Origin of the sequence: Nigerium massiliense, from assembly GCF_000826085.1 — a bacterium.
In the GTDB taxonomy this organism is placed as follows: domain Bacteria; phylum Actinomycetota; class Actinomycetes; order Propionibacteriales; family Propionibacteriaceae; genus Propioniciclava; species Propioniciclava massiliense.
Genome location: NZ_CCYM01000002.1, coordinates 323,247 through 342,930, shown reverse-complemented (window position 1 = coordinate 342,930; position 19,684 = coordinate 323,247). Strand labels below are relative to the sequence as shown.

20 protein-coding genes are annotated in these 19,684 nt (G+C 69.6%); 13 read left to right on the top strand and 7 right to left on the bottom strand.

Features of this window, described 5'->3' with window-relative positions; genetic code table 11:
- Nucleotides 1-95: 95 nt before the first annotated feature.
- Both typA and BN1187_RS03050 read right to left on the bottom strand, forming a co-directional pair.
- On the bottom strand, nucleotides 96-1,961 hold the full coding sequence (typA, locus tag BN1187_RS03055) for a translational GTPase TypA (RefSeq protein WP_040158608.1): 1,866 nt from the start codon (nucleotides 1,959-1,961) through the stop codon (nucleotides 96-98).
- A gap of 87 nt (nucleotides 1,962-2,048) precedes the next feature.
- A complete protein-coding gene (locus BN1187_RS03050) occupies nucleotides 2,049-3,284 on the bottom strand; it encodes a polysaccharide biosynthesis protein (protein ID WP_040158606.1) in 1,236 nt (411 codons plus the stop codon).
- A gap of 253 nt (nucleotides 3,285-3,537) precedes the next feature.
- Between BN1187_RS03050 and BN1187_RS03045 the strand changes: the two genes are divergently transcribed.
- The 4 genes from BN1187_RS03045 to BN1187_RS03030 are packed head-to-tail and all read left to right on the top strand — an operon-like array spanning nucleotide 3,538 to nucleotide 7,268.
- Complete coding sequence (locus tag BN1187_RS03045; protein WP_040158604.1) at nucleotides 3,538-5,034, top strand: methylmalonyl-CoA carboxytransferase subunit 5S; 1,497 nt, start codon at nucleotides 3,538-3,540, stop codon at nucleotides 5,032-5,034.
- 11 nt (nucleotides 5,035-5,045) lie between these two features.
- A complete protein-coding gene (locus BN1187_RS03040; RefSeq protein WP_040158601.1) occupies nucleotides 5,046-6,599 on the top strand; it encodes an acyl-CoA carboxylase subunit beta in 1,554 nt (517 codons plus the stop codon).
- An 11-nt stretch (nucleotides 6,600-6,610) separates the two neighbouring features.
- Nucleotides 6,611-6,880 (top strand): hypothetical protein, encoded by a 270-nt coding sequence (locus BN1187_RS03035; protein ID WP_040158599.1) that lies wholly within the window; start codon nucleotides 6,611-6,613, stop codon nucleotides 6,878-6,880.
- A 22-nt stretch (nucleotides 6,881-6,902) separates the two neighbouring features.
- Entirely contained in the window at nucleotides 6,903-7,268 is a 366-nt protein-coding gene (locus BN1187_RS03030; protein WP_040158597.1) for a biotin/lipoyl-containing protein, read from the top strand.
- 84 nt (nucleotides 7,269-7,352) lie between these two features.
- On the opposite strand, the gene BN1187_RS03025 is transcribed toward BN1187_RS03030, so the two are convergent.
- Nucleotides 7,353-8,090, bottom strand: a complete 738-nt coding sequence (locus BN1187_RS03025; protein WP_040158595.1) for an SDR family NAD(P)-dependent oxidoreductase — start codon at nucleotides 8,088-8,090, stop codon at nucleotides 7,353-7,355.
- Nucleotides 8,091-8,288: 198 nt separating this feature from the next.
- Between BN1187_RS03025 and BN1187_RS03020 the strand changes: the two genes are divergently transcribed.
- Nucleotides 8,289-9,959, top strand: coding sequence for a ribulokinase (locus BN1187_RS03020; RefSeq protein ID WP_040158593.1), 1,671 nt, complete (start codon nucleotides 8,289-8,291; stop codon nucleotides 9,957-9,959).
- An 87-nt stretch (nucleotides 9,960-10,046) separates the two neighbouring features.
- Nucleotides 10,047-10,748 (top strand): L-ribulose-5-phosphate 4-epimerase, encoded by a 702-nt coding sequence (locus BN1187_RS03015; protein WP_040158591.1) that lies wholly within the window; start codon nucleotides 10,047-10,049, stop codon nucleotides 10,746-10,748.
- Between the two features lie 93 nt (nucleotides 10,749-10,841).
- Here the strand turns inward: BN1187_RS03015 and BN1187_RS03010 are convergent, their stop codons facing one another.
- Nucleotides 10,842-11,186 (bottom strand): TraR/DksA family transcriptional regulator, encoded by a 345-nt coding sequence (locus BN1187_RS03010; protein ID WP_040158589.1) that lies wholly within the window; start codon nucleotides 11,184-11,186, stop codon nucleotides 10,842-10,844.
- Nucleotides 11,187-11,224: 38 nt separating this feature from the next.
- Between BN1187_RS03010 and BN1187_RS03005 the strand changes: the two genes are divergently transcribed.
- Entirely contained in the window at nucleotides 11,225-11,974 is a 750-nt protein-coding gene (locus BN1187_RS03005; protein ID WP_040158587.1) for a phosphoglyceromutase, read from the top strand.
- Nucleotides 11,975-12,180: 206 nt separating this feature from the next.
- Here BN1187_RS03005 and phoU read toward each other — a convergent pair whose 3' ends face one another.
- Nucleotides 12,181-12,846: a phosphate signaling complex protein PhoU gene (gene phoU, locus BN1187_RS03000; protein ID WP_040158585.1), complete on the bottom strand. Its 666-nt coding sequence runs from the start codon at nucleotides 12,844-12,846 to the stop codon at nucleotides 12,181-12,183.
- Nucleotides 12,847-13,034: 188 nt separating this feature from the next.
- Here phoU and BN1187_RS02995 point away from each other — a divergent pair, with 188 nt between their 5' ends.
- From BN1187_RS02995 to BN1187_RS02985, 3 genes are all read left to right on the top strand, one after another.
- The gene (locus tag BN1187_RS02995) at nucleotides 13,035-14,183 is read left to right on the top strand and encodes a sensor histidine kinase (RefSeq protein WP_052462221.1); all 1,149 of its coding nucleotides are present in this window, start codon (nucleotides 13,035-13,037) and stop codon (nucleotides 14,181-14,183) included.
- Nucleotides 14,184-14,861 carry a response regulator transcription factor gene (locus BN1187_RS02990; protein ID WP_040158583.1) on the top strand — a complete coding sequence of 226 codons (678 nt, stop codon included), beginning with the start codon at nucleotides 14,184-14,186 and terminating at the stop codon, nucleotides 14,859-14,861.
- A 67-nt stretch (nucleotides 14,862-14,928) separates the two neighbouring features.
- Nucleotides 14,929-15,885: a ribose-phosphate diphosphokinase gene (locus BN1187_RS02985; protein WP_040158581.1), complete on the top strand. Its 957-nt coding sequence runs from the start codon at nucleotides 14,929-14,931 to the stop codon at nucleotides 15,883-15,885.
- Nucleotides 15,886-15,931: 46 nt separating this feature from the next.
- Here the strand turns inward: BN1187_RS02985 and BN1187_RS02980 are convergent, their stop codons facing one another.
- A complete protein-coding gene (locus BN1187_RS02980) occupies nucleotides 15,932-16,513 on the bottom strand; it encodes a hypothetical protein (RefSeq protein ID WP_040158579.1) in 582 nt (193 codons plus the stop codon).
- A 318-nt stretch (nucleotides 16,514-16,831) separates the two neighbouring features.
- On the opposite strand from BN1187_RS02980, the gene BN1187_RS02975 reads away from it, so the two are divergent.
- From BN1187_RS02975 to ispF, 3 genes are read left to right on the top strand one after another with little or no spacing between them, the layout of a single operon-like run.
- Complete coding sequence (locus tag BN1187_RS02975) at nucleotides 16,832-17,317, top strand: CarD family transcriptional regulator (protein ID WP_040158578.1); 486 nt, start codon at nucleotides 16,832-16,834, stop codon at nucleotides 17,315-17,317.
- A gap of 5 nt (nucleotides 17,318-17,322) precedes the next feature.
- Entirely contained in the window at nucleotides 17,323-18,039 is a 717-nt protein-coding gene (gene ispD / locus BN1187_RS02970) for a 2-C-methyl-D-erythritol 4-phosphate cytidylyltransferase (RefSeq protein ID WP_040158576.1), read from the top strand.
- Nucleotides 18,036-18,512, top strand: coding sequence for a 2-C-methyl-D-erythritol 2,4-cyclodiphosphate synthase (gene ispF, locus BN1187_RS02965; protein ID WP_040158573.1), 477 nt, complete (start codon nucleotides 18,036-18,038; stop codon nucleotides 18,510-18,512). The genes ispD and ispF overlap by 4 nt, the downstream gene beginning before the upstream one ends.
- A 3-nt stretch (nucleotides 18,513-18,515) precedes the next feature.
- On the opposite strand, the gene BN1187_RS02960 is transcribed toward ispF, so the two are convergent.
- A complete protein-coding gene (locus BN1187_RS02960; RefSeq protein WP_157754729.1) occupies nucleotides 18,516-19,673 on the bottom strand; it encodes a neutral zinc metallopeptidase in 1,158 nt (385 codons plus the stop codon).
- Nucleotides 19,674-19,684: the final 11 nt, after the last annotated feature.

Genomic DNA, 19,684 nt, shown 5'->3' with positions numbered 1-19,684 from the left:
CGGAACATCTTAGGGGGACCCGTTCGGCTCGAACCGGAGCCGCGCCCGCCGCTCAGGAAGGAGCGGACGGGCGCGGGTTGCCTTCTTGTCCAGGATCAGGCGTTGGCCTTCTTGGCGCGGTTGCGGGCCTTGGCGCGCTCGTTGGCGTCCAGGATCACCTTGCGGATGCGCACGTCCGCGGGGGTGACCTCGAGGCACTCGTCGGCGGCGCAGAACTCCAGCGACTGCTCGAGGCTCATCCGCTGCGGCGGGATCAGCCGCTCGAGCTCGTCCCCGGTGGAGGAGCGCACGTTCGTGAGGTGCTTCTCCTTGGTCGGGTTGACGTCCATCTCGTCGGGGCGGGAGTTCTCGCCGACGACCATGCCCTCGTAGACGTCTTCGCCGGGGCCGACGAACAGCGTGCCGCGCTCCTGGAGGTTGAACAGGGCGTACGAACTCACGACGCCGAGGCGGTCGGCGACCAGCGAACCGGTCTGCCGGTTGCGCAGCTCGCCGACCCACGGGGTGTAGCCCTCGAAGACGTGGTTCATGATGCCGGTGCCGCGGGTGTCGGTGAGGAACTCGGTGCGGAAGCCGATCAGCGCGCGGGACGGCACGACGTACTCCAGCCGCACCCAGCCGGTGCCGTGGTTGACCATCTGCTCGAGCTGGCCCTTGCGGGTGCCGAGCATCTGGGTGACGGCGCCGAGGTGCTCCTCGGGGACGTCGATCGTCAGCCGCTCGGTCGGCTCGTGGACCTTGCCGTCGATCAGGCGCGTGACCACCTCGGGCTTGCCGACGGTGAGCTCGAAGCCCTCGCGGCGCATCATCTCGACCAGCACGGCCAGCTGAAGCTCGCCGCGGCCCTGCACCTCCCAGGTGTCCGGGCGGTCGGTGTTGAGGACGCGCACGGACACGTTGCCGATGAGCTCCTGATCGAGGCGCGCCTTCACGAGGCGAGCGGTGAGCTTCTTGCCTGCCTTGCCGGCCAGCGGTGACGTGTTGATGCCGATCGTCATCGAGATCGACGGCTCGTCGACGTGGATGAGCGGCAGCGGCTTCGGGTCGGCGGGGTCGGAGAGCGTCTCGCCGATCGTGATGTCCGGGATGCCCGCGATGGCGACGATGTCGCCGGGGCCGGCGCTCTCGGCCGGGACGCGCTCGAGGGCCTTGGTCATGAGCAGTTCCGACAGCTTCACGTTCTGGACGGAGCCGTCGCGGCGGATCCACGCCACGTTCTGGCCGCGATGCAGTTCGCCCTCGACGATGCGGCACAGCGCGAGGCGTCCGAGGTAGGGCGAGGAGTCGAGGTTGGTGACGTGCGCCTGCAGCGGTGCGCCCTCGGTGTACTCGGGGGCCGGGATGGTCTCCCAGATCATCCGGAACAGCGGCTCGAGGTCCTCCGAATCGGGCATCTCGCCGTCGGCCGGCTGCTCGAGCGAGGCGCGTCCGGCCTTCGCGGCGCAGTAGACGATCGGGAAGTCGAGGACGTCGGCCTCGTCGTCGTCGACCAGGTCCATGAACAGGGCGTAGACCTCGTCGACGACCTCGCTGATGCGGGCGTCGCTGCGGTCCACCTTGTTGATGACGACGATGATCGGCAGCCGCTTGGCGAGCGCCTTGCGCAGCACGAACCGGGTCTGGGGCAGCGGGCCCTCGGAGGCGTCCACCAGCAGGACGACGCCGTCGACCATCTCCAACCCACGCTCGACCTCGCCGCCGAAATCGGCGTGGCCGGGGGTGTCGATGATGTTGATCGTCACGTCGTGGCCATCGATGACGTGCTGGACGGCGGTGTTCTTGGCGAGGATCGTGATGCCCTTCTCGCGCTCGAGATCCATCGAGTCCATGACGCGGTTGTTCACGTCCTGGTTGTCGCGGAACGCGCCGGACTGCCACAGCATGGCGTCCACCAGGGTGGTCTTGCCGTGGTCGACGTGGGCGACGATGGCGACGTTGCGCAGGTCTGAGCGCTTGGGCATAGGCGGGGTCTCCAAAGGATTGAGCAACGGGCGTCGAGGCGACGCCCGGGCCGGTCCGTGTGCGGACGGGCCGTTGACGAAGCGATTCTACGCGGGCGACGTGGCCAGATCCGAATCCCGGTCGCGCAGCCCGACGAGCGCGATGGCCGCGCCCACCAATGGCCCGATCACCAGGCTCGCCAGCACCCGGGTCAGCACGTCGCCCGGGATGAACAGCAGGCCGAAGGCCAGCGCGGTGCCGACCAGCCAGGCGGCCAGGTACCGGCGGTGCCGGCCCAGGGCCAGCGCGGACGCCGCCGCGGCCACCAGCGTCGCGGTGCAACCCGCCCCGGCCGTCAGGCCGGCGAGGACCATGCCGGGAAGCTCGTAGTCAGGGCCGTAGACGACCCGCAGGAACCACGGCCCGAGCAGCCACATTCCGGCGGCGACGACGCCCGCCAGCACCCACACCGCACCGAACAGCTTGGTCAGCGTCGCGGCCAGTCGCGCGCGATTCTTGATGAGGAACGAGACGACCAGCCCCTGGAACGACAGCAGCGGCAACAGCAGTGGGGCGCGGGTCAGCACGATCGCGTTCATGATCGGCGCGACGGTGCGCGGGTCGACGCCGTGGCTGGTGGACGCCAGCACCGCCGGGTAGCCGTTGACGAGGAACGAGGTGCACGCCCCGCCGGCCACCGCGAACAGCAGGTTGCGGACGAAGCGCGGCACGGTGTCCGTGACCCGGAGCGACCACGCCTGCGTCCAGGCGCCGGACGCCGCCAGCACCGCGACCCAGGACGCCATCGGCAGCGCGATCGCGAGTTGGTAGCCGCCGAGCCCCGCGCCAACGGCGGCGGCGATCGCGACGAAGACCATGCGGCCCACGGCGTCCGCGCCGACCATCATCGCGGCGGGCCCGGACGTCCCGCGCCCGATCAGCGCGCCCACCGCGGCGCTCTCGCCGGCGTAGGCGGCGACGGCAAGGCCGATCAGTAGACAGGTCCAGCCCGTCGCGCCCGGCAGGAAGGCGGGCAGCCAGCCCAGCGAACTGACGCCGACCAGCGTCGCCAGCACAGCCCCCAGGATCACCGACGTGGCCAGCACGCGGGCCCCGCTCGGCGCTCCCGACGCCGTGGCGGTCACGGCTGCGGCGCGGGACGTCTCGCCCTGGACGCCGGCGAGCGACCCCGTGAGGGCGAGGAGCAGCGACAGGTAGACGAGGAAGTGCTGGTTCGCCTCGACCGGCAGGTTCTGGGCGCTGATGATCTGGGCGACGAAGCCCGACAGCCCCAGCAGGACGCCCGCGATCACCCAGGGCGACGCGCCTTTCAGCCCGCGCATCGGGCTGCGGCTCGGGTCACGACCGTAAAAGGCACCGCGCCAGCGTACGCTGCCGCACGTTCACCCGCACGCACGTTCGCCCCGTCCGCGCGCGGCGCCCTGAACGGGCGGTCGCGTGGCTTGCCAGAGCGGTATCGGGTCTGGTCTGGGGCGCAGCCACGGCCGTCCACCCAGTGAGCGGACCGGTCTCAATGGACGGGTTTGTTGGCAACGGCCCAGCCCGCGCAGCGGCGGAGGTGAAAGACTGACCGACATGAGTCCACGAACCATTGGTGTCACCGAAGTCGCCCTCCGCGACGCTCACCAAAGCCTCATGGCGACCCGCATGGCGCTCGAAGACATGGTCGACGCGTGCGAGGACATCGACCAGGCGGGCTACTGGAGTGTCGAATGCTGGGGCGGGGCCACGTACGACGCGTGCATCCGCTTCCTGAACGAAGATCCCTGGGAGCGCCTGCGGACGTTCCGCAAGCTCCTTCCGAACAGCAAGCTGCAGATGCTGCTGCGCGGGCAGAACCTGCTCGGTTACCGCCACTACGAGGACACGGTGGTGGACAAGTTCGTGAAGAAGTCAGCCGAGAACGGCATGGACGTCTTCCGCGTCTTCGACGCCCTCAACGACCCGCGCAACATGGAGCGGGCCATGGCGGCGGTCAAGAAGACCGGCAAGCACGCCCAGGGCACGATCTGCTACACGATCAGCCCGCTGCACACCGTCGAGGGCTACGTCCACCTGGCCGGCCAGCTGCTCGACATGGGCGCGCAGTCGCTGGCGCTGAAGGACATGGCCGCCCTGCTCAAGCCGCAGCCCGCCTACGACATCATCCGCGGCATCAAGGAGACCTACGGCGAGGACACCCAGATCAACGTCCACTGCCACTCCACCACGGGCGTGACGCTGGTGACGCTGATGAAGGCCATCGAGGCCGGCGCGGACGTCGTCGACACCGCGATCAGCTCGATGTCGCTCGGACCGGGCCACAACCCCACCGAGTCCCTCGTCGAGATGCTCGAGGGCACCGATTACACCACCGACCTCGACATGGACCGGCTGCTCAAGATCCGCGATCACTTCGCCAAGGTCCGCCCGAAGTACAAGGAGTTCGAGTCGGCCACGCTCGTCGACACCGACATCTTCAGCTCCCAGATCCCGGGCGGCATGCTCTCGAACATGGAGAGCCAGCTGAAGGCCCAGGGCGCGGGTGACCGTATCCGCGAGGTGATGGAGGAGGTGCCGGTCGTCAAGAAGGACGCCGGCTACCCGCCTCTGGTGACCCCGTCCAGCCAGATCGTCGGCACGCAGGCCGTGTTCAACGTCCTGATGGGCCGCTACAAGGTCATGACCGGCGAGTTCGCCGACCTAATGCTCGGCTACTACGGCGAGTGCATCGGCGAGCGAAATCCCGAGGTCGTGAAGCTGGCCGAGGAACAGACGAAGAAGGAGCCGATCACGAAGCGTCCGGCCGACCTGCTCGAGCCCGAATGGGACAAGCTCGTCGAGGACGCGAAGAAGCTCGAGGGCTTCGACGGCTCTGAGGAGGACGTGCTCACCAACGCGATGTTCCCGGGCGTGGCGCCGAAGTTCTTCACCGGCCGCGACCAGGGCCCGAAGAACGTGGGCAAGACGTCCGAGCAGCTCGCGGCCGAGAAGGCCGCCGCCGACGGGTCGGCCAAGGCCGTCCGTGGCCCGATCAAGTACAACGTGACGTTCAACGGGCGCGAGCACAGCGTCCAGGTTGAACCCGCCTGAGGACAGGAACGATGGCTAAGAAGATCACCATGAAGGACCGTCTCAAGACCCTCGAGGAGGCCCGCGACAAGGTCGAAGCCGGGGGCGGCGAGGCGCGTATCGACAAGCAGCACTCCCAGGGCAAGATGACCGCCCGCGAGCGCATCGAGAAGCTGCTCGACCCGGGCACGTTCCAGGAGGTCGGCGCCTTCCGCCGCAACCGCACGACCAGCTTCGGCATGGACACGGCGGACATGCCCGCGGACGGTGTCGTCACCGGCTCCGGCGCGGTGTTCGGCCGCGGCGTCAACGTCGCCAGCCAGGACTTCACCGTGGCGGGCGGGTCGGCGGGCGAGACCCACTCGATCAAGGTGTCGGAGGCGCTGGAGGCCTCGCTGAAGACCGGCACGCCGTTCATCTTCATCAACGACTCCGGCGGCGCGCGCGTCCAGGAGGGCATCGACTCGCTGTCGGGCTACGGCAAGGTGTTCTACAGCAACGTCAAGCTCTCCGGTGCCGTGCCGCAGATCTCGATCATCGCGGGCCCGTGCGCCGGCGGCGCCGCGTACAGCCCGGCGCTGACCGACTTCATCATCCAGACGCGCAAGGCCCACATGTTCATCACGGGCCCCGGCGTGATCAAGCAGGTCACGGGCGAGGAGGTCACCCAGGACGCGCTGGGCGGCGCCGACGCGCAGATGGCCTCCGGCGTCGTCAGCTTCGTGGCGGACGACGATGAGCAGGCCATCCTGATCGCGCAGAAGCTTCTGTCGTTCCTGCCGCAGAACAACGCCGAGGACGCCCCGATCATCGATGCCGACGAGAACATCGAAGACCGGGTCAAGCTGCGCGACATCATCCCGGCGGAGTCCAACAAGGGCTACGACGTCCGCGACGTCATCCGCGAGATCGTCGACCACGAGGACTTCCTCGAGGTACAGGCGGGCTTCGCGCAGAACATCGTGGTGGGCTTCGGCCGCATCGTCGGACGGTCGGTCGGCTTCATCGCGAACCAGCCGAGCGTGATGTCGGGCGTGCTCGACATCGACTCTTCCGACAAGGGCAGCAAGTTCATCCGGTTCTGCAACGCCTTCAACATTCCGGTGGTGAACCTGGTGGACGTCCCCGGCTTCCTGCCAGGCGTGGCGCAGGAGAAGGGCGGCATCATCCGCCACGGCGCGAAGATGCTGTACGCCTACTCGGCCGCGACGGTGCCGAAGATCACGGTCGTCATGCGCAAGGCCTACGGCGGCGCCTACATCGCCATGTGCAGCAAGGATCTCGGCGCTGACAAGGTGTTCGCCTGGCCGTCCGCCGAGATCGCGGTCATGGGGGCCGAGGGCGCGGCCGCGGTCGTCTTCAAGCGCGAGATCGCCGCCGCGGAAGACCCGGAGAAGCGCCGCAGCGAACTGGTGGAGGAGTACCGCACGACCTTCAGCTCGCCGTTCGCCGCCGCCGCCCACGGCCTGGTCGACGACATCATCGATCCGGCGCAGACGCGGGGACAGATCGCGATGGCGCTGGAGATGCTGACCACCAAGCGCGAACTGCGGCCGTCCAAGAAGCACGGCCTCGGGCCGGCCTGATGGGAGGAAGCATGTCGAACGAGCCGACCGTCGTGGAACTCCAGGCTCTCGTGGCCGACCTCACGGCGCGGCTGTCCGCGCTGGAGGGCGAGGTCGCGACGCTCAAGCAGCAGCAGACCGAGGAGGTGCCCGAGGACGTCCTGGTGGCGATCTCCGCCGCCGTCTCGGCGTACCTCGGCTTCAAGGCCACGGTCCGCGCCGTCCGCCTGCGCGGCAACAGCAACTGGGCCCTGCAGGCCCGGCGTGCCGCCCAGGACCGCCAAGTGCTCCACGTCCGTTGATTCACCAGACAGGTAGGAAGCGATGAAACTGAAAGTGACCGTCAACGGGACGGCGTACACGATCGATGTCGAGGTCGAGGAGGAGGAGCGCCACGTCCCCGGGCCGATCGTCATCGGCGGCTCCGGCCAGACCCCGACCGCCCCGACGACCGCCAAGATGCCGGCCGCGAGTTCGAACGCGGTCGTCGCCCCCCTCGCGGGCTCCGTGGCCCGCGTCCTCGCCGAGGAGGGCAAGCCCGTCGAGGCGGGCGACGTCCTCCTCGTCCTCGAGGCCATGAAGATGGAGACCGAGATCACCGCGCCGCAGGCCGGGACCGTGGGGGCCATCCTGGTCAAGCCCGGCGACGCCGTGCAGGGTGGCCAGGCCCTCATCGAGATGGCCGAGTGAGCCCCGTCTGACCGACGACAAACCGCCGCAGGCCGCCCCTGAATCTCGGGGGCGGGCTGCGGCGGTTCTGCGTCCGGGTACGGGTCAGCCGCGGAAGACCTTGTGGTTGGCGGCCTGGGCGCGGGGTCGGATGACGAGCCGATCGATGTTGACGTGTTCGGGCCGGGTCACCATCCACGCGACCGCGTCGGCGATGTCGTCGGCGACGAGCGGGTCCGGGACGCCCTCGTAGACCTTGTCGGCCTTGGCCTGGTCGCCACCGAAGCGGACCAGGGAGAACTCCTCGGTGTGCACCATGCCGGGCGCGATCTCGCAGACCCGCACCGGACGCCCGCACAGCTCGAGCCGCAGGGCGCCGGCCAACATGCGCTCGCCCGCCTTGGCGGCGTTGTACCCGGCGCCTCCCTCGTAGGCCGCCTCCGCCGCGGTGGAGGTGACGAACACGACGGTGCCGTGGGCCGCCTCGATCGCAGGGAGCAGCGCCTTCGTCACCCGGCCCGCGCCCAGCACGTTGGTCTGGTACATGGTCGCCCAGGCGTCGAGGTCGGCCTCGGCGAGCGGCTCCTGGCCCACCGCGCCCCCGGCGTTGTTCACCAGGACGTCGACCGAGTCACCGGCGGCCTCCGCCAACCCCGCGACGGACGACTCGTCCGTGACGTCGCAGGCGACCGCGGAGGCGCCGATCTCGTCGGCCAGCGCCTCCAGCCGGTCGGCTCGGCGGGCCGCGACGACGACGCGGTATCCCTCGGCGGCGAGCCGGCGCGCGGTGGCCTCCCCGATCCCGCTGGACGCGCCCGTGACGACGGCGGTCTTGGTGGACATGTCTGTTCCTGCGCTGGTCATGGGTCCATTCCAGCACGGACGCCCGGAAGATCGCGCGGGGATGAACTGACGTGCTGCGGCGCGGGGGCCTCAGGCGGCCGTCGTCCCTCGTCAGGCCGGTCCGGGATTTGTATCGTGGGGGCACAACCGCGCACCGCTGCGCGGCCTGCAACGGCGCAAGGCAAAGGAGACATCACGATGGGTGACAAGTATGTCGTCGGCATCGATTTCGGAACCCTGTCGGGACGCGCGGGCGTCTTCCGGCTGAGTGACGGCAAGGAAATGGGCACGGCCCTCACCATGTACAAGCACGGCGTCATGGACCGGACGTTGAGCGCGGCCGACAACCAGAACCTCCCGCCGGACTTCGCCCTGCAGGCGCCGGCCGACTACATCGACGTCCTCAAGAACGCCGTCCCGGGTGCGCTGAAGGAGGCCAACGTCGACCCGAACGACGTGGTCGCCGTCGGCCTGGACGCCACGTCCGCCACCCTCTTCGCCTGCAAGGCGGACGGCACCCCGCTGTGCGAGCTGGACGAGTTCAAGAACAATCCCCACGCATGGGTGAAGCTGTGGAAGCACCACGGCGCTCAGGAGCAGGCCGACCGCATCGTCGCGCTGGCCCGCGAGCGCGACGAGGCCTGGCTGCCGCGCTACGGCGGCGTGATGAGCTCCGAGCTCGGCATGCCGAAGATGCTCGAGACGCTCGAGAAGGCGCCCGAGGTCTACCAGGCGACCGAGGTGTTCGCGAACCTGGTCGACTGGCTGGTCTGGAAGCTCACCGGCACCCTGACCTACGCGGCAGGCGACTCGGGCTACAAGCGTATGTACATCGACGGGGCGTACCCGTCCACGGAGTACCTCGAGGCCCACAACCCCGAGTTCGGCGGGGTGTTCTCCGAGAAGCAGACCGCCGAGGTCCTCCCGCTGGGCGCCAAGGCCGGGGAGTTGACCGAGGAGGCAGCGGGGTGGACCGGCCTCCCGGCCGGCATCACCGTCTCGACCGGCAACATCGACGCCCACGTCGCGGCCGCGGCGTTCGACGCCCTTCAGCCGGGTCAGCTGACCGCGATCATGGGCACGTCGAGCTGCTGGCTGGTGCCCGGCGAGGAGCTCAAGGAAGTCCCCGGCATGTTCGGCGTCGTCGACGGCGGCTTGGTCGAGGGCTCGTGGGGATTCGAGTGCGGCCAGACCGCGGTCGGCGACATCTTCGCCTGGTTCGTCGAGAACACCGTGCCGGCGCACTACTACGCCGAGGCCGCGCGGCTCGAACTCAGCGTCCACGAGTTCCTGTCGCGCAAGGCCGAGGAACTCAAGCCCGGGGAGTCCGGCCTGCTGGCCCTCGACTGGCACAACGGCAACCGTTCCGTCCTCGCCGACGCCAACCTCTCGGGCATGATCGTCGGCCTCACGCTGGCGACCCAGCCCGAGGAGATCTACCGGGCGCTCATCGAGGGTACGGCCTTCGGCGCCCGCATGATCGTGGAGACGTTCGAGGAGTGTGGCGTCGCGATCAACGAGATCATCTGCGGTGGCGGCCTCATCAAGAACAGGTTCCTGATGCGGACCTACGCCAACATCCTGAACCGGAAGCTCGGCACCTGCTCCAGCATGCAGCCGGGCGCCCTCGGGTCGGCCATCTTCGCGGCCGTCGCGGCCGGCGAGTACCCGGACGCCCCGGCCGCGGCCGCCGCGATGGGAGCCCGCGACCAGCGCAGCTACGAGCCGGACGCTGAGGCGGCGAAGGTCTACGACGAGCTCTACGCCGAGTGGAAGAAGCTGCACGACTACTTCGGACGCGGCGAGAACCCTGTCATGCACAACCTGAAGAACCTGGTCCGCCGCGTTCGCGGCGAGGCCACCCAGTAGCGGCCCCGGAGCGCCGCCCGTCCCCGGGGAGGGCGGCGCGCCCGGCACCGGCGGGCCGGCGGCGCGACCGCGACGCGAGGAGTGACCATGATCGTGTTGTCCCAACTTCCGTGGGAGACGCAGGAGGCCGTCGAGACCACCCGCCAGCGGGTGGCGAGGCTCCACGCGCAGCTGCCCCGGTGGGAGCTCGTCGTGTGGACCGCGGGCAACGTCTCCGAGCGGGTACCCGGTGCCGACCTGTTCGTCATCAAGCCGTCGGGGGTCAGCTACGACGAGCTGAGCCCGCACAACATGGTCGTCTGCACCCTCGACGGCGAGAAGATCAACGACGGCACCTCCCCGCGGCTGACGCCGTCGTCCGACACCGCGGCACACGCCTACGTGTACCGGCACATGCCCGAGGTGGGGGGCGTCGTCCACACGCACTCGACGTACGCCACCGCGTTCGCCGCGCGGATGGAGGAGATCCCGTGCGTGCTGACGATGATGGCCGACGAGTTCGGCGGCCCCATCCCGATCGGCCCGGTCGCGGTGATCGGCGACGACTCGATCGGACGCGGCATCGTCGAGACGCTGCGCGGGCAGCGGTCACCGGCGGTGCTGATGGGGCACCACGGGCCGTTCACGATCGGCAAGGACGGCCAGGCGGCGGTCAAGGCGGCGGTGCTGTGCGAGGAGGTCGCGCGGACGATCCACGTCGCGCAGCAGAAGGGGCCGGTCGAGTCGCTACCTCAGGACCTGATCGACGCGCTGCACGACCGGTACCAGAACGTGTACGGCCAGCGCTGAGGCCCGCCCGCGCCTGCTCGGGCGCCAGTTCTCGGCCCTCATGGGCAGCGCCGTCCGGAGTCGCGCTGGCTCGCGGAGGGTGGGCGTCCGATCTCAGAGGACGACGTCCGCGTGCTCCACGCAGCGCGCCGACCAGGGGCGGACCTCCAAGCGGCCCGGATCGATCGGCTCCCCGCAGACCTCGCACGTGCCCCACGTGCCCGCGGCGAGACGCTCCTGGGCGCGAAGCACCTCATCGAGGGTGCCGGCCACGATCTGAGCGGACCCGGCGTCCTCCATCTGCTGGATCGCCTGCGTCGTGCCGTCGCCGATGCGCTTGCCGAAGCCGATGGTGCTGCCCTCCTCGACGGGCGCGGTCAGGCGGGCGAGCTTGCGTCGCAGCTCCGCCTCCTTGTCGGCGAGGTCGGCTGCCGCCTGGTCGGGACCGTATTCACTCATCGGGACATCATCGCAGACCTGCCCGCTAGGCTCGGGGCATGACTTCGAAACTGATCCTGCTCCGCCATGGCGAGAGCGAATGGAACGCGAAGAACCTGTTCACCGGCTGGGTCGACGTCGACCTCAACGAGAAGGGCGTCGGCGAGGCCAAGAAGGGCGGCGACCTCCTCAAGCAGGAGCAGATCCTGCCCGACGTGCTGCACACCTCGCTGCTGCTGCGGGCGATCCACACCGCCAACCTCGCGCTGGCCGGCTGCGACCGGCACTGGATCCCGGTCAAGCGCACCTGGCGGCTCAACGAACGCCACTACGGCAAGCTGCAGGGCCTGAACAAGACCGAGATCCGCGACCAGTTCGGCGAAGAGCAGTTCATGCAGTGGCGTCGCAGCTACGACGTCCCGCCGCCCCCCATCGACAAGGACGGCGAGTACAGCCAGTTCAACGACCCCCGCTACGCCGACATCCCCGAGAACGAGCGCCCGCTCACCGAGTGCCTCAAGGACGTCGTGGCGCGGATGCTGCCGTACTGGGAGTCCGACATCAAGCCCGACCTCGCCGACGGGAAGACGGTGCTGGTGGCCGCGCACGGCAACTCGCTGCGCGCGCTGGTCAAGCACCTCGACGGCATCTCCGACGACGACATCGCCGGCCTCAACATCCCGACCGGCATCCCGCTGTTCTACGAGCTGGACGACGACTTCAAGCCCGTCACCAAGGGTGGACGGTACCTCGACCCGGAGGCCGCCAAGGCGTCCATCGAGGCCGTGAAGAACCAGGGCAAGAAGTAGTCCCGGGTTCGCCACGAACGAGCGGCGGCCGCCCCCGATCGGGGGCGGCCGCCGCTGTCGTGCGAAGGGTCGTCAGGCGATGGTCCAGTTCTCGCCCTCGGGGTGCAGCCCGGTGACGATAGGGCAAGAAGTAGTCCCGGGTTCGCCACGAACGGGCGGCGGCCGCCCCCGAGGGGGGGCGGCCGCCGCTGTCGTGCGAAGGGTCGTCAGGCGATGGTCCAGTTCTCGCCCTCGGGGTGCAGCCCGGTGACGATGTAGATCACGCGGGAGCCCATCAGCACGGCGTGGTCGGCGATGCGCTCGTAGTAGCGGCCGAGCAGCGCGCAGTCGACGGCGGCCTCAACCCCGTGCTGCCACGTGTCGTTGAGAAGCTCGCGGAACTGCAAGGTGCGGAGCTCGTCGATCTCCTCGTCGTGGTCGGCCATCTTCTCCGCGTCCAGGACGTTCTGTTCGCGCAGGGTGTTGCCCGCCATCGCGACCATGCCCTCGGACAACGTGGACATGCGCCGGAAGTTGCTGATCATCTGGTCGGGGACGGCGTGGTTGGGGTAGCGCATCCGGGCGATCTTCGCCACGTGCGCTGCGAGGTCGCCCATGCGGGCCAGGTCGGCGACCATGCGCAACGCGGCCACCAGCGTGCGCAACTCGCCGGCGACGGGAGCCTGACGGGCAAGCAGGCCGAAGCAGCGCGCCTCGAGGTCGTCGTGCTCGGCGTCGAGCTGGGCGTCGTCGGAGATGACCTGTTCGGCGAGCGGGAGGTCGGCCTCCAGCAGAGCCTCCGTGGCGCGCTGGACGGCGGTCTGGACCGTCTCCGTCATCGTGATCAGGTCGTTGCTTACTTCGGTCAGGGCTTCGTGGTATGAGGCTCTCATGCTGCCTTGCCTTGTCGAGAGGTGAGATTGCCTAGATCAATTGCAGCCTAGTCCCTGGCACTGTAGCCGCGGGCTGAGAACGCTGATGTTCGGGCGCCGGTACCCCCGGGTGAACCTTGCGTGAATGGCGGGTTCCCATGCCGCTGAGGGCCAGCCGAGTGAGGGCTCACACCCCCTATGATCGCGGCGTGAGCGAGTTGATCGTGGCCGTGGTGAGCGCCCTTGTGGGCGCGGTGCTGGCGGCGGCGATCGTCTACATGGCGCTTCGGCGTCGGGCCGAGGCGACCCCGGAGTCGCCCGGGCACCCAGCCGAGGACGTCCGGCTGCTCATGGATGTGCTGAGACCCGGCGCGATCCTGGTGGGCCCGCACGACGAGATCCTGCTCGCCAACGGCGCCTCCGAGACGATGGGCATGGTGCGCCGCACCCGCGTCGCGATCCCGGCCCTGCTCGAGCTGATCCGCGAGTCTCGCCAGGACGGTGAGTTGAGTTCGGTGAACCTCGACCTCAAGCGCGGACGGGGAAAGCCGACCCTGCAGCTGGCCGCCCGCGTCCAGCCGCTCTCGGACGGCCGCGTGTTCGTCGTCGCGGACGATCGCGCGCAGCTGCTGCGGGCGCAGGAATCCAGCCGTGATTTCATGACGAACGCGACCCACGAGCTCAAGACACCGGTCGGCGCGATCGCGCTGCTCGCCGAGGCCACCGAGGGCGCGGCGGACGACCCCGAGGCCGTCACCCGCTTTGCCGGCAAGATCCGCGCCGAGACCCAGCGGCTCACCGACCTGGTCAGCCAGATCATCATGCTGTCCCGGCTGCAGGGCGAATCCCCGCTCGCGTCCGCGCAGCGCATCGAGGTCGCCGAGTTCGTCTCGCTCGCGCTCGACCGGTGCCGGCAGCTGGCTGAGTCGCGCAAGGTCAGTCTCACCCAGAGCCTGCGCGACGGGCTGTACGTGCTGGGCGACCGTGACCAGCTCAGCACGGCGGTGGCGAACCTCATCATGAACGCCATCTCCTACTCCGACGAGCGGGCCCGCGTGGTGGTCAGTTCCCGAACCGTGGTCGAGGATGAACAGCGCTTCGTGGACGTCGCGGTCTCCGACAACGGGATCGGCATCGCCGCCGAGGACCAGCAACGCATCTTCGAACGGTTCTTCCGCGCCGACCATGCGCGGAGCCGCGAGACTGGTGGCACCGGCTTGGGACTCTCGATCGTCAGCGAGATCGCCGAGGGCCACGACGGGTCGATCCATCTGTGGAGCAAACTCGGCAGCGGCTCGACGTTCACGCTGCGCCTCCCGGCGGCCGAACCGCCGGACGACGACCTGGAAGGGGAATGAATGTCTGTCGTCTTGATCATCGAGGACGAAGAGTCCTACCGCGACGCACTGGGCTACATGCTCGGTAAAGAGGGCTTTGAGGTCGTCCTCGCGGCCAACGGCGAGGAGGGCCTGGCCGAGTTCGAGCGGCACGGCGCAGACATCGTGCTGCTCGACCTGATGATGCCCGGCCTGTCGGGCACCGAGGTCTGTCGGCGGCTGCGGCAGCGCAGCTCGGTGCCGATCATCATGGTGACGGCCCGGGACGCCGAGGTCGACAAGGTCGTGGGCCTCGAGCTCGGCGCCGACGACTACGTCACGAAGCCGTTCAGCCACCGGGAACTGGCCGCGCGCATCCGCGCCGTGTTGCGCCGGGGCAGCGACAACGACCTGATGCCCGACGTGATCGAGGCCGGCGACGTCCGCATGGACGTCGAGCGCCACGAGGTGTGGGTGCGCGGCCAGTCCGTCCGCCTGGCGCTGAAGGAGTTCGAGCTGCTCGAGATGCTGCTGCGCAACTCGGGGCGGGTGATGACCCGCGGTCAGCTCATCGACCGCATCTGGGGCGCCGACTACGTGGGCGACACCAAGACGCTGGACGTCCACGTCAAGCGGCTGCGCGCGAAGATCGAGGCGGACCCGGCCCACCCGGTGACGCTCGTGACCGTCCGGGGGCTGGGCTACAAGTTCGACGCCTGAGCGCCGGCCCGTCAGCGCTTCTGGAAACGGGCGGGCGGGGGGTTCACCGCCGCTAGACTCGCCTGACGTGACGGACAACATCGTTGTGTTCTCGGGGCACGCCCACCGCCAGTTCAGCGAGGAGATGTGCGGCCTGCTCGGGGTCGAACTCAGCCCCTCACGCCTCACCCGGTTCAGCAACGACTGCATGCAGGTACAACTGCGCGCGAACTGTCGGCAGAAGGACGTCTACATCGTCCAGCCGCTGGTCCCGCCGACGCAGGAGAACCTGATGGAGCTCCTGATGATGGTGGACGCCGCCCGCGGAGCCTCGGCGGCCCACGTCAACGTCGTCATGCCGCACTACGCCTACGCCCGCTCCGACAAGAAGGACGCCCCGCGCATCTCGTTGGGCGGCCGGCTGGTTGCCGATCTCATCTCCGCCGCGGGCGCCTCGCGGGTGCTGACCATGGCGCTCCACGCCGAGCAGGTGCACGGGTTCTTCTCGGTGCCGGTGGACCACCTGTCCGCGCTCGGGGTGTTGAGCAAGCACTTCCGCGACCGCGACCTCAGCAACGCCGTGGTGGTCTCGCCCGACTTCGGCAACGCGAAGCAAGCCAACAGCTTCGCCCGGATGCTCAAGACGGACGTGGCCGCCGGCGCCAAGCGGCGCATGGCCGACGACTCGGTGGTGATCGACGCGATCGTGGGCGACGTCCGCGGCCGGGACGCCATCGTCCTAGACGACGAGATCGCCACCGCCGGGTCGATCGTGACCCTGGTGGAGAAGCTGCAGGAGGCGCAGGTGCGCTCGATCTCGGTGGTGTGCACCCACGGTTTGTTCACCGGGAACGCGGTGGAGCGGCTGAACGCGCTGGAGGGCGTCACCGAGATCGTCACGACCGACACCCTGCCTCAGGACAAGCCGATCGACCGGATGACCGTGATCTCGGTGGCGCCGTTGTTCGCCGAAGCGATCCGGCGCATCCACCTGGGCGAGAGCGTCAGCAAGCTGCTCTCCGACGTCGACACCTACGGGGTGTGACCACCCGCCCGGCCCCGCTCGAGGCGGGCCGGTGGGCGTGCGCGGGCTACGGGGTGGTGGTCGGGCTCGGCGAGGCGGACGCGCTGCCGCTCGGCGAAGCCGACGAGGAGGCGGGGCCGGACGGCACGGCGGTGGCATAGATCGGGTCGTCCGCGCTCATCACCGGAACCGTGGCCTCCTCGGTGACGCCGGACGCGAACGTGAGCGTCAGCTGGGCCGTCAGGCCGGGCTTCAAGTCGCTGCCCGAGACGCGGATCTGCGGGCCGTTGTCGCCGGCGAGCACCACCATCTGGCCGGCCGGCAGCGGCACGGCGGCCTGGCTGATCGTCAACTGGGAGCCGGGGGCGTCGCTCGCGGTGATGGCGTGGCCCGTGATGCCGGTGAGACGGTCGGCTTCGCGCTGGGAGACGATGGACCCGGACAGGACGCCCTGGCCGCCGTCCTTCGCGATGATCAGCAGGTTGCGCACCTTCAGGAAGCCCTGGTCGAGGTTCACGCCGTGAGCCGGGGTGTACGACTGCAGCGTCTGCGCGCTGAAGCCGCAGCCGCCGAGCAGCAGGGAGCCGGCGGCGAGCGCCGCGGCGCCGATCATCCGGAAGCGGCGCGACGAACGGTGGGGTCGGTGCATGGTCTTTCGCTCCTGGCAACGTCGAAGGATGTCTGCGTGCACCTTATCCAAACGACTCGGGTTCCGCGCGCCGTGGGGGCCGGATCTGGCGCGGTCGATGTCGAGAAACGCCGCCGAACGGGCGCGCTTCGTCCAGAATGGGGGGAGCGGGGCCGGAGGAATGGCGCGTCCAATGGCCGGAAATTTGGTCGCCGCGATCGGAAAGAAGCCCGGAGTGCCAGCACACGCGGGCGGCGTTGTCAAGCCCCAAAACCCGTGTGGCTAGTACATTCACGATGTTTTGTGCTAGAATGGTCGTCGGAGAGGGGATCTGAACACATGACTTTCACTGTCGGGGAAACAGTTGTCTACCCAAACCACGGGGCGGCTGTCATTGAAGACATCGAGACCCGCACGATCAAGGGGGAAGATCGCCTCTATCTTGTGCTGCGCATCGTGGGGCAGAACGACCTGGTGGTGCGTGTGCCGGCCTGCAACCTCGACCTGGTGGGGGTCCGTGACGTCGTCGACGCCGACGGCCTTGAGCGTGTCTTCAACGTGTTGCGCGCGCCACACACGGAGGAGCCCACGAACTGGTCGCGTCGCTACAAGGCGAATCTCGAGAAGCTGCACTCGGGCAACGTCATGAAGGTCGCCGAGGTCGTCCGCGACCTGTGGCGCCGCGAGCGCGAGCGTGGCCTGTCGGCCGGCGAGAAGCGCATGCTGGCCAAGGCCCGTCAGATCCTGGTGTCCGAGCTGGCGCTGGCCGAGAAGGTCGAGGAAGACCGGGCCGAGACCATGCTCGATGAGGTCCTCGCGTCCTGACCGGCATGCCGTCGATCAGCATTTCATCCGGACCGGTCGTCGCCATCGTGGTGGCGGCCGGTTCTGGCGTCCGTTTGGGTGGTGACGTCCCCAAGGCGCTGCGCACGGTCGGCGGCCTCCCGCTGGTCGTGCGCTCGGTCCGGCAGCTCGCCGCGGGGGGCTGTGCGGCCGCGATCGTCGTTGTCGCGGAGCCCGCGGTCGAGTCGTTCGAGCGGGTCCTGGCCGATGCGCCCATCCCGGTGCGGATCGTGACCGGAGGGGCGGAGCGGCAGGACTCCGTCCGCAACGGCCTGCTGGCGCTGCAGGGCGACGAGGAGCTGTCCGCCGCTGAGATCGTCCTCGTGCACGACGCGGCCCGGGCTCTGGTCCCGGTGCGCGTGGTGGAGGACGTCGTCGCCGCCGTCCGCGGGGGCGCCCCCGCGGTCACGCCCATCACCGAGGTCGTCGACTCGATCCGGCAGCTCACCGAGGTGGGGTCCGCGGTGATCGACCGCTCGACGCTGCGGGCCGTCCAGACCCCGCAGGGGTTCGAACGGGACGCGCTGCTGGAGGCGCACGCGCTGATCCAGGAGAACCGGGTCCCGGTCACCGACGACATCGCGGCCTACGAGTTCGCCGGCGGCGTCGCGACGTTGGTCGACGGGGACCGGCTGGCGTTCAAGATCACCACCGAGTTCGACCTCGTCATCGCCGAGGCGATCGCCTCCGCAGACCGGTCGTGATCGTTCCGCGCGTCGGCGTCGGCACGGACGTCCACCAGCTCGCCGACGGCGTCCCCCTGCACGTGGCGGGGCTGTTCTTCCCCGACGAGCCGGCCGGGCTGGCCGGGCACTCCGACGGCGACGTCGCCGCTCACGCGGCCTGTGACGCGCTGTTCTCGGCGTCTGGGTTGGGAGACATGGGCTCGAACTTCGGCACCAGCGACCCGGCGTGGGCCGGCGCGGACGGCATGGCGTTCCTGGCCGAGTGCGCCCGGCGCGTCCGGGCCGCGGGCTTCGAGGTGGGCAACGTCGCCGTGCAGATCATCGGCAACCGGCCGCGCCTGGCCGGGCGCCGCGCCGAGGCTGAGCGGGTGCTGTCCGAGGCTCTCGGGGCCCCCGTGACGGTAGCGGCCACCACGACCGACGGGCTCGGGCTCACCGGACGCGGCGAGGGCGTCGCGGCCGTGGCGACCGCCCTCGTCTACGCGGTCTGACGCTCAGCGCACGCTGGAGGCCGGCGCGGTGAAGGTGTTGCAGGCGGCGATCTGATCGCTGCCGAGTCCGCGGGTGAACCACGCTTCGCGGCTGCGGCCCAGGCCGTGGCCCTCGTTGATGTTCGGCTGGCCGCTCAGCACGTCGTCGCCGATGTTGTAGGTGAGCCGCTGCAGGCCGGCGAGACGCGCGGCGTCCAGGTTCTGGCTCTGCGCCACGGACCTGACGAACTGGGCGCCGAAGCAGTCCGCCTGCGTCTCGGTGCGCCGCGACATCACCAGCCCCTCGTTCTTGGACGCGCGCTGCTCCAGCGCCTTCTCGGAGATGAGGATCGCGCTGCGCGCCTGGACGGCGTGCCCGAACTCGTGGGCGATGATCGTCTCGGCCGCGTACGGGGTGGTGCGCACCTCCTCGGGGAAGGCGCTCAGCAGCGGCTGGGCGTAGTAGACCCGCTGGTCACCGGCGCAGTAGGCCGCGTTGACCTCGCGCATGACGCCGCAGGCCGTCCGGACGGGCGAGCTGTAGACCGTCACCGGCGGACGCGGCAGCTGCCACCCCGCCGCCTTCAGCGGCGGCTCCCAGACGGCCATCAGGCAGCCCATGAGCTGGTTGAGGTGCGTCTCGAGCTCGGCCTTCGAGGCGCCATTCGGGTCGAGGGAGTTCATCTTGCACGCGGTGGGCGAGGGGATGGACTGGTTGTAGACGGTGTTGCTGGTGACGTAGTTCTCGGCCTGGCCGACCGTGTCCGGCATCGGCAGTTCCGGCGGGTTCATGTCGGGCGGCGGAGGCGTGTACTCCTCGTTGACATAGGGCCCGGACGCGGGGGCGTCCGACGAGCCCGGCGAGTTGGGTGTCTCCGGGCCGCTGGTGACGCTGCGCAGCGTCGCGGAGATGAACATGATCGCGAGGATGACCAGCGCGAGGCGCACCAGCGAACCGAACAGGCTGCGGCGGCGACGCGGACGCTGGGGTCGGCCGGGCGGCGGCCACGGCTGCGGCGACCGGGGGCCACCCTGGGGCGGGCCCCACTGCTGGAGCTGCCCGACGTTGCCCTGCCACGGCGGCGCGCTCTGCCAGCCCTGCGGTGGCCGGGGCGTCCCGCCGGGCATCGGATAGCCGGACCGGCCCGGACGCGGCGCAGGTCCCCACTGCTGTCGACTCACCCGGCCCACCC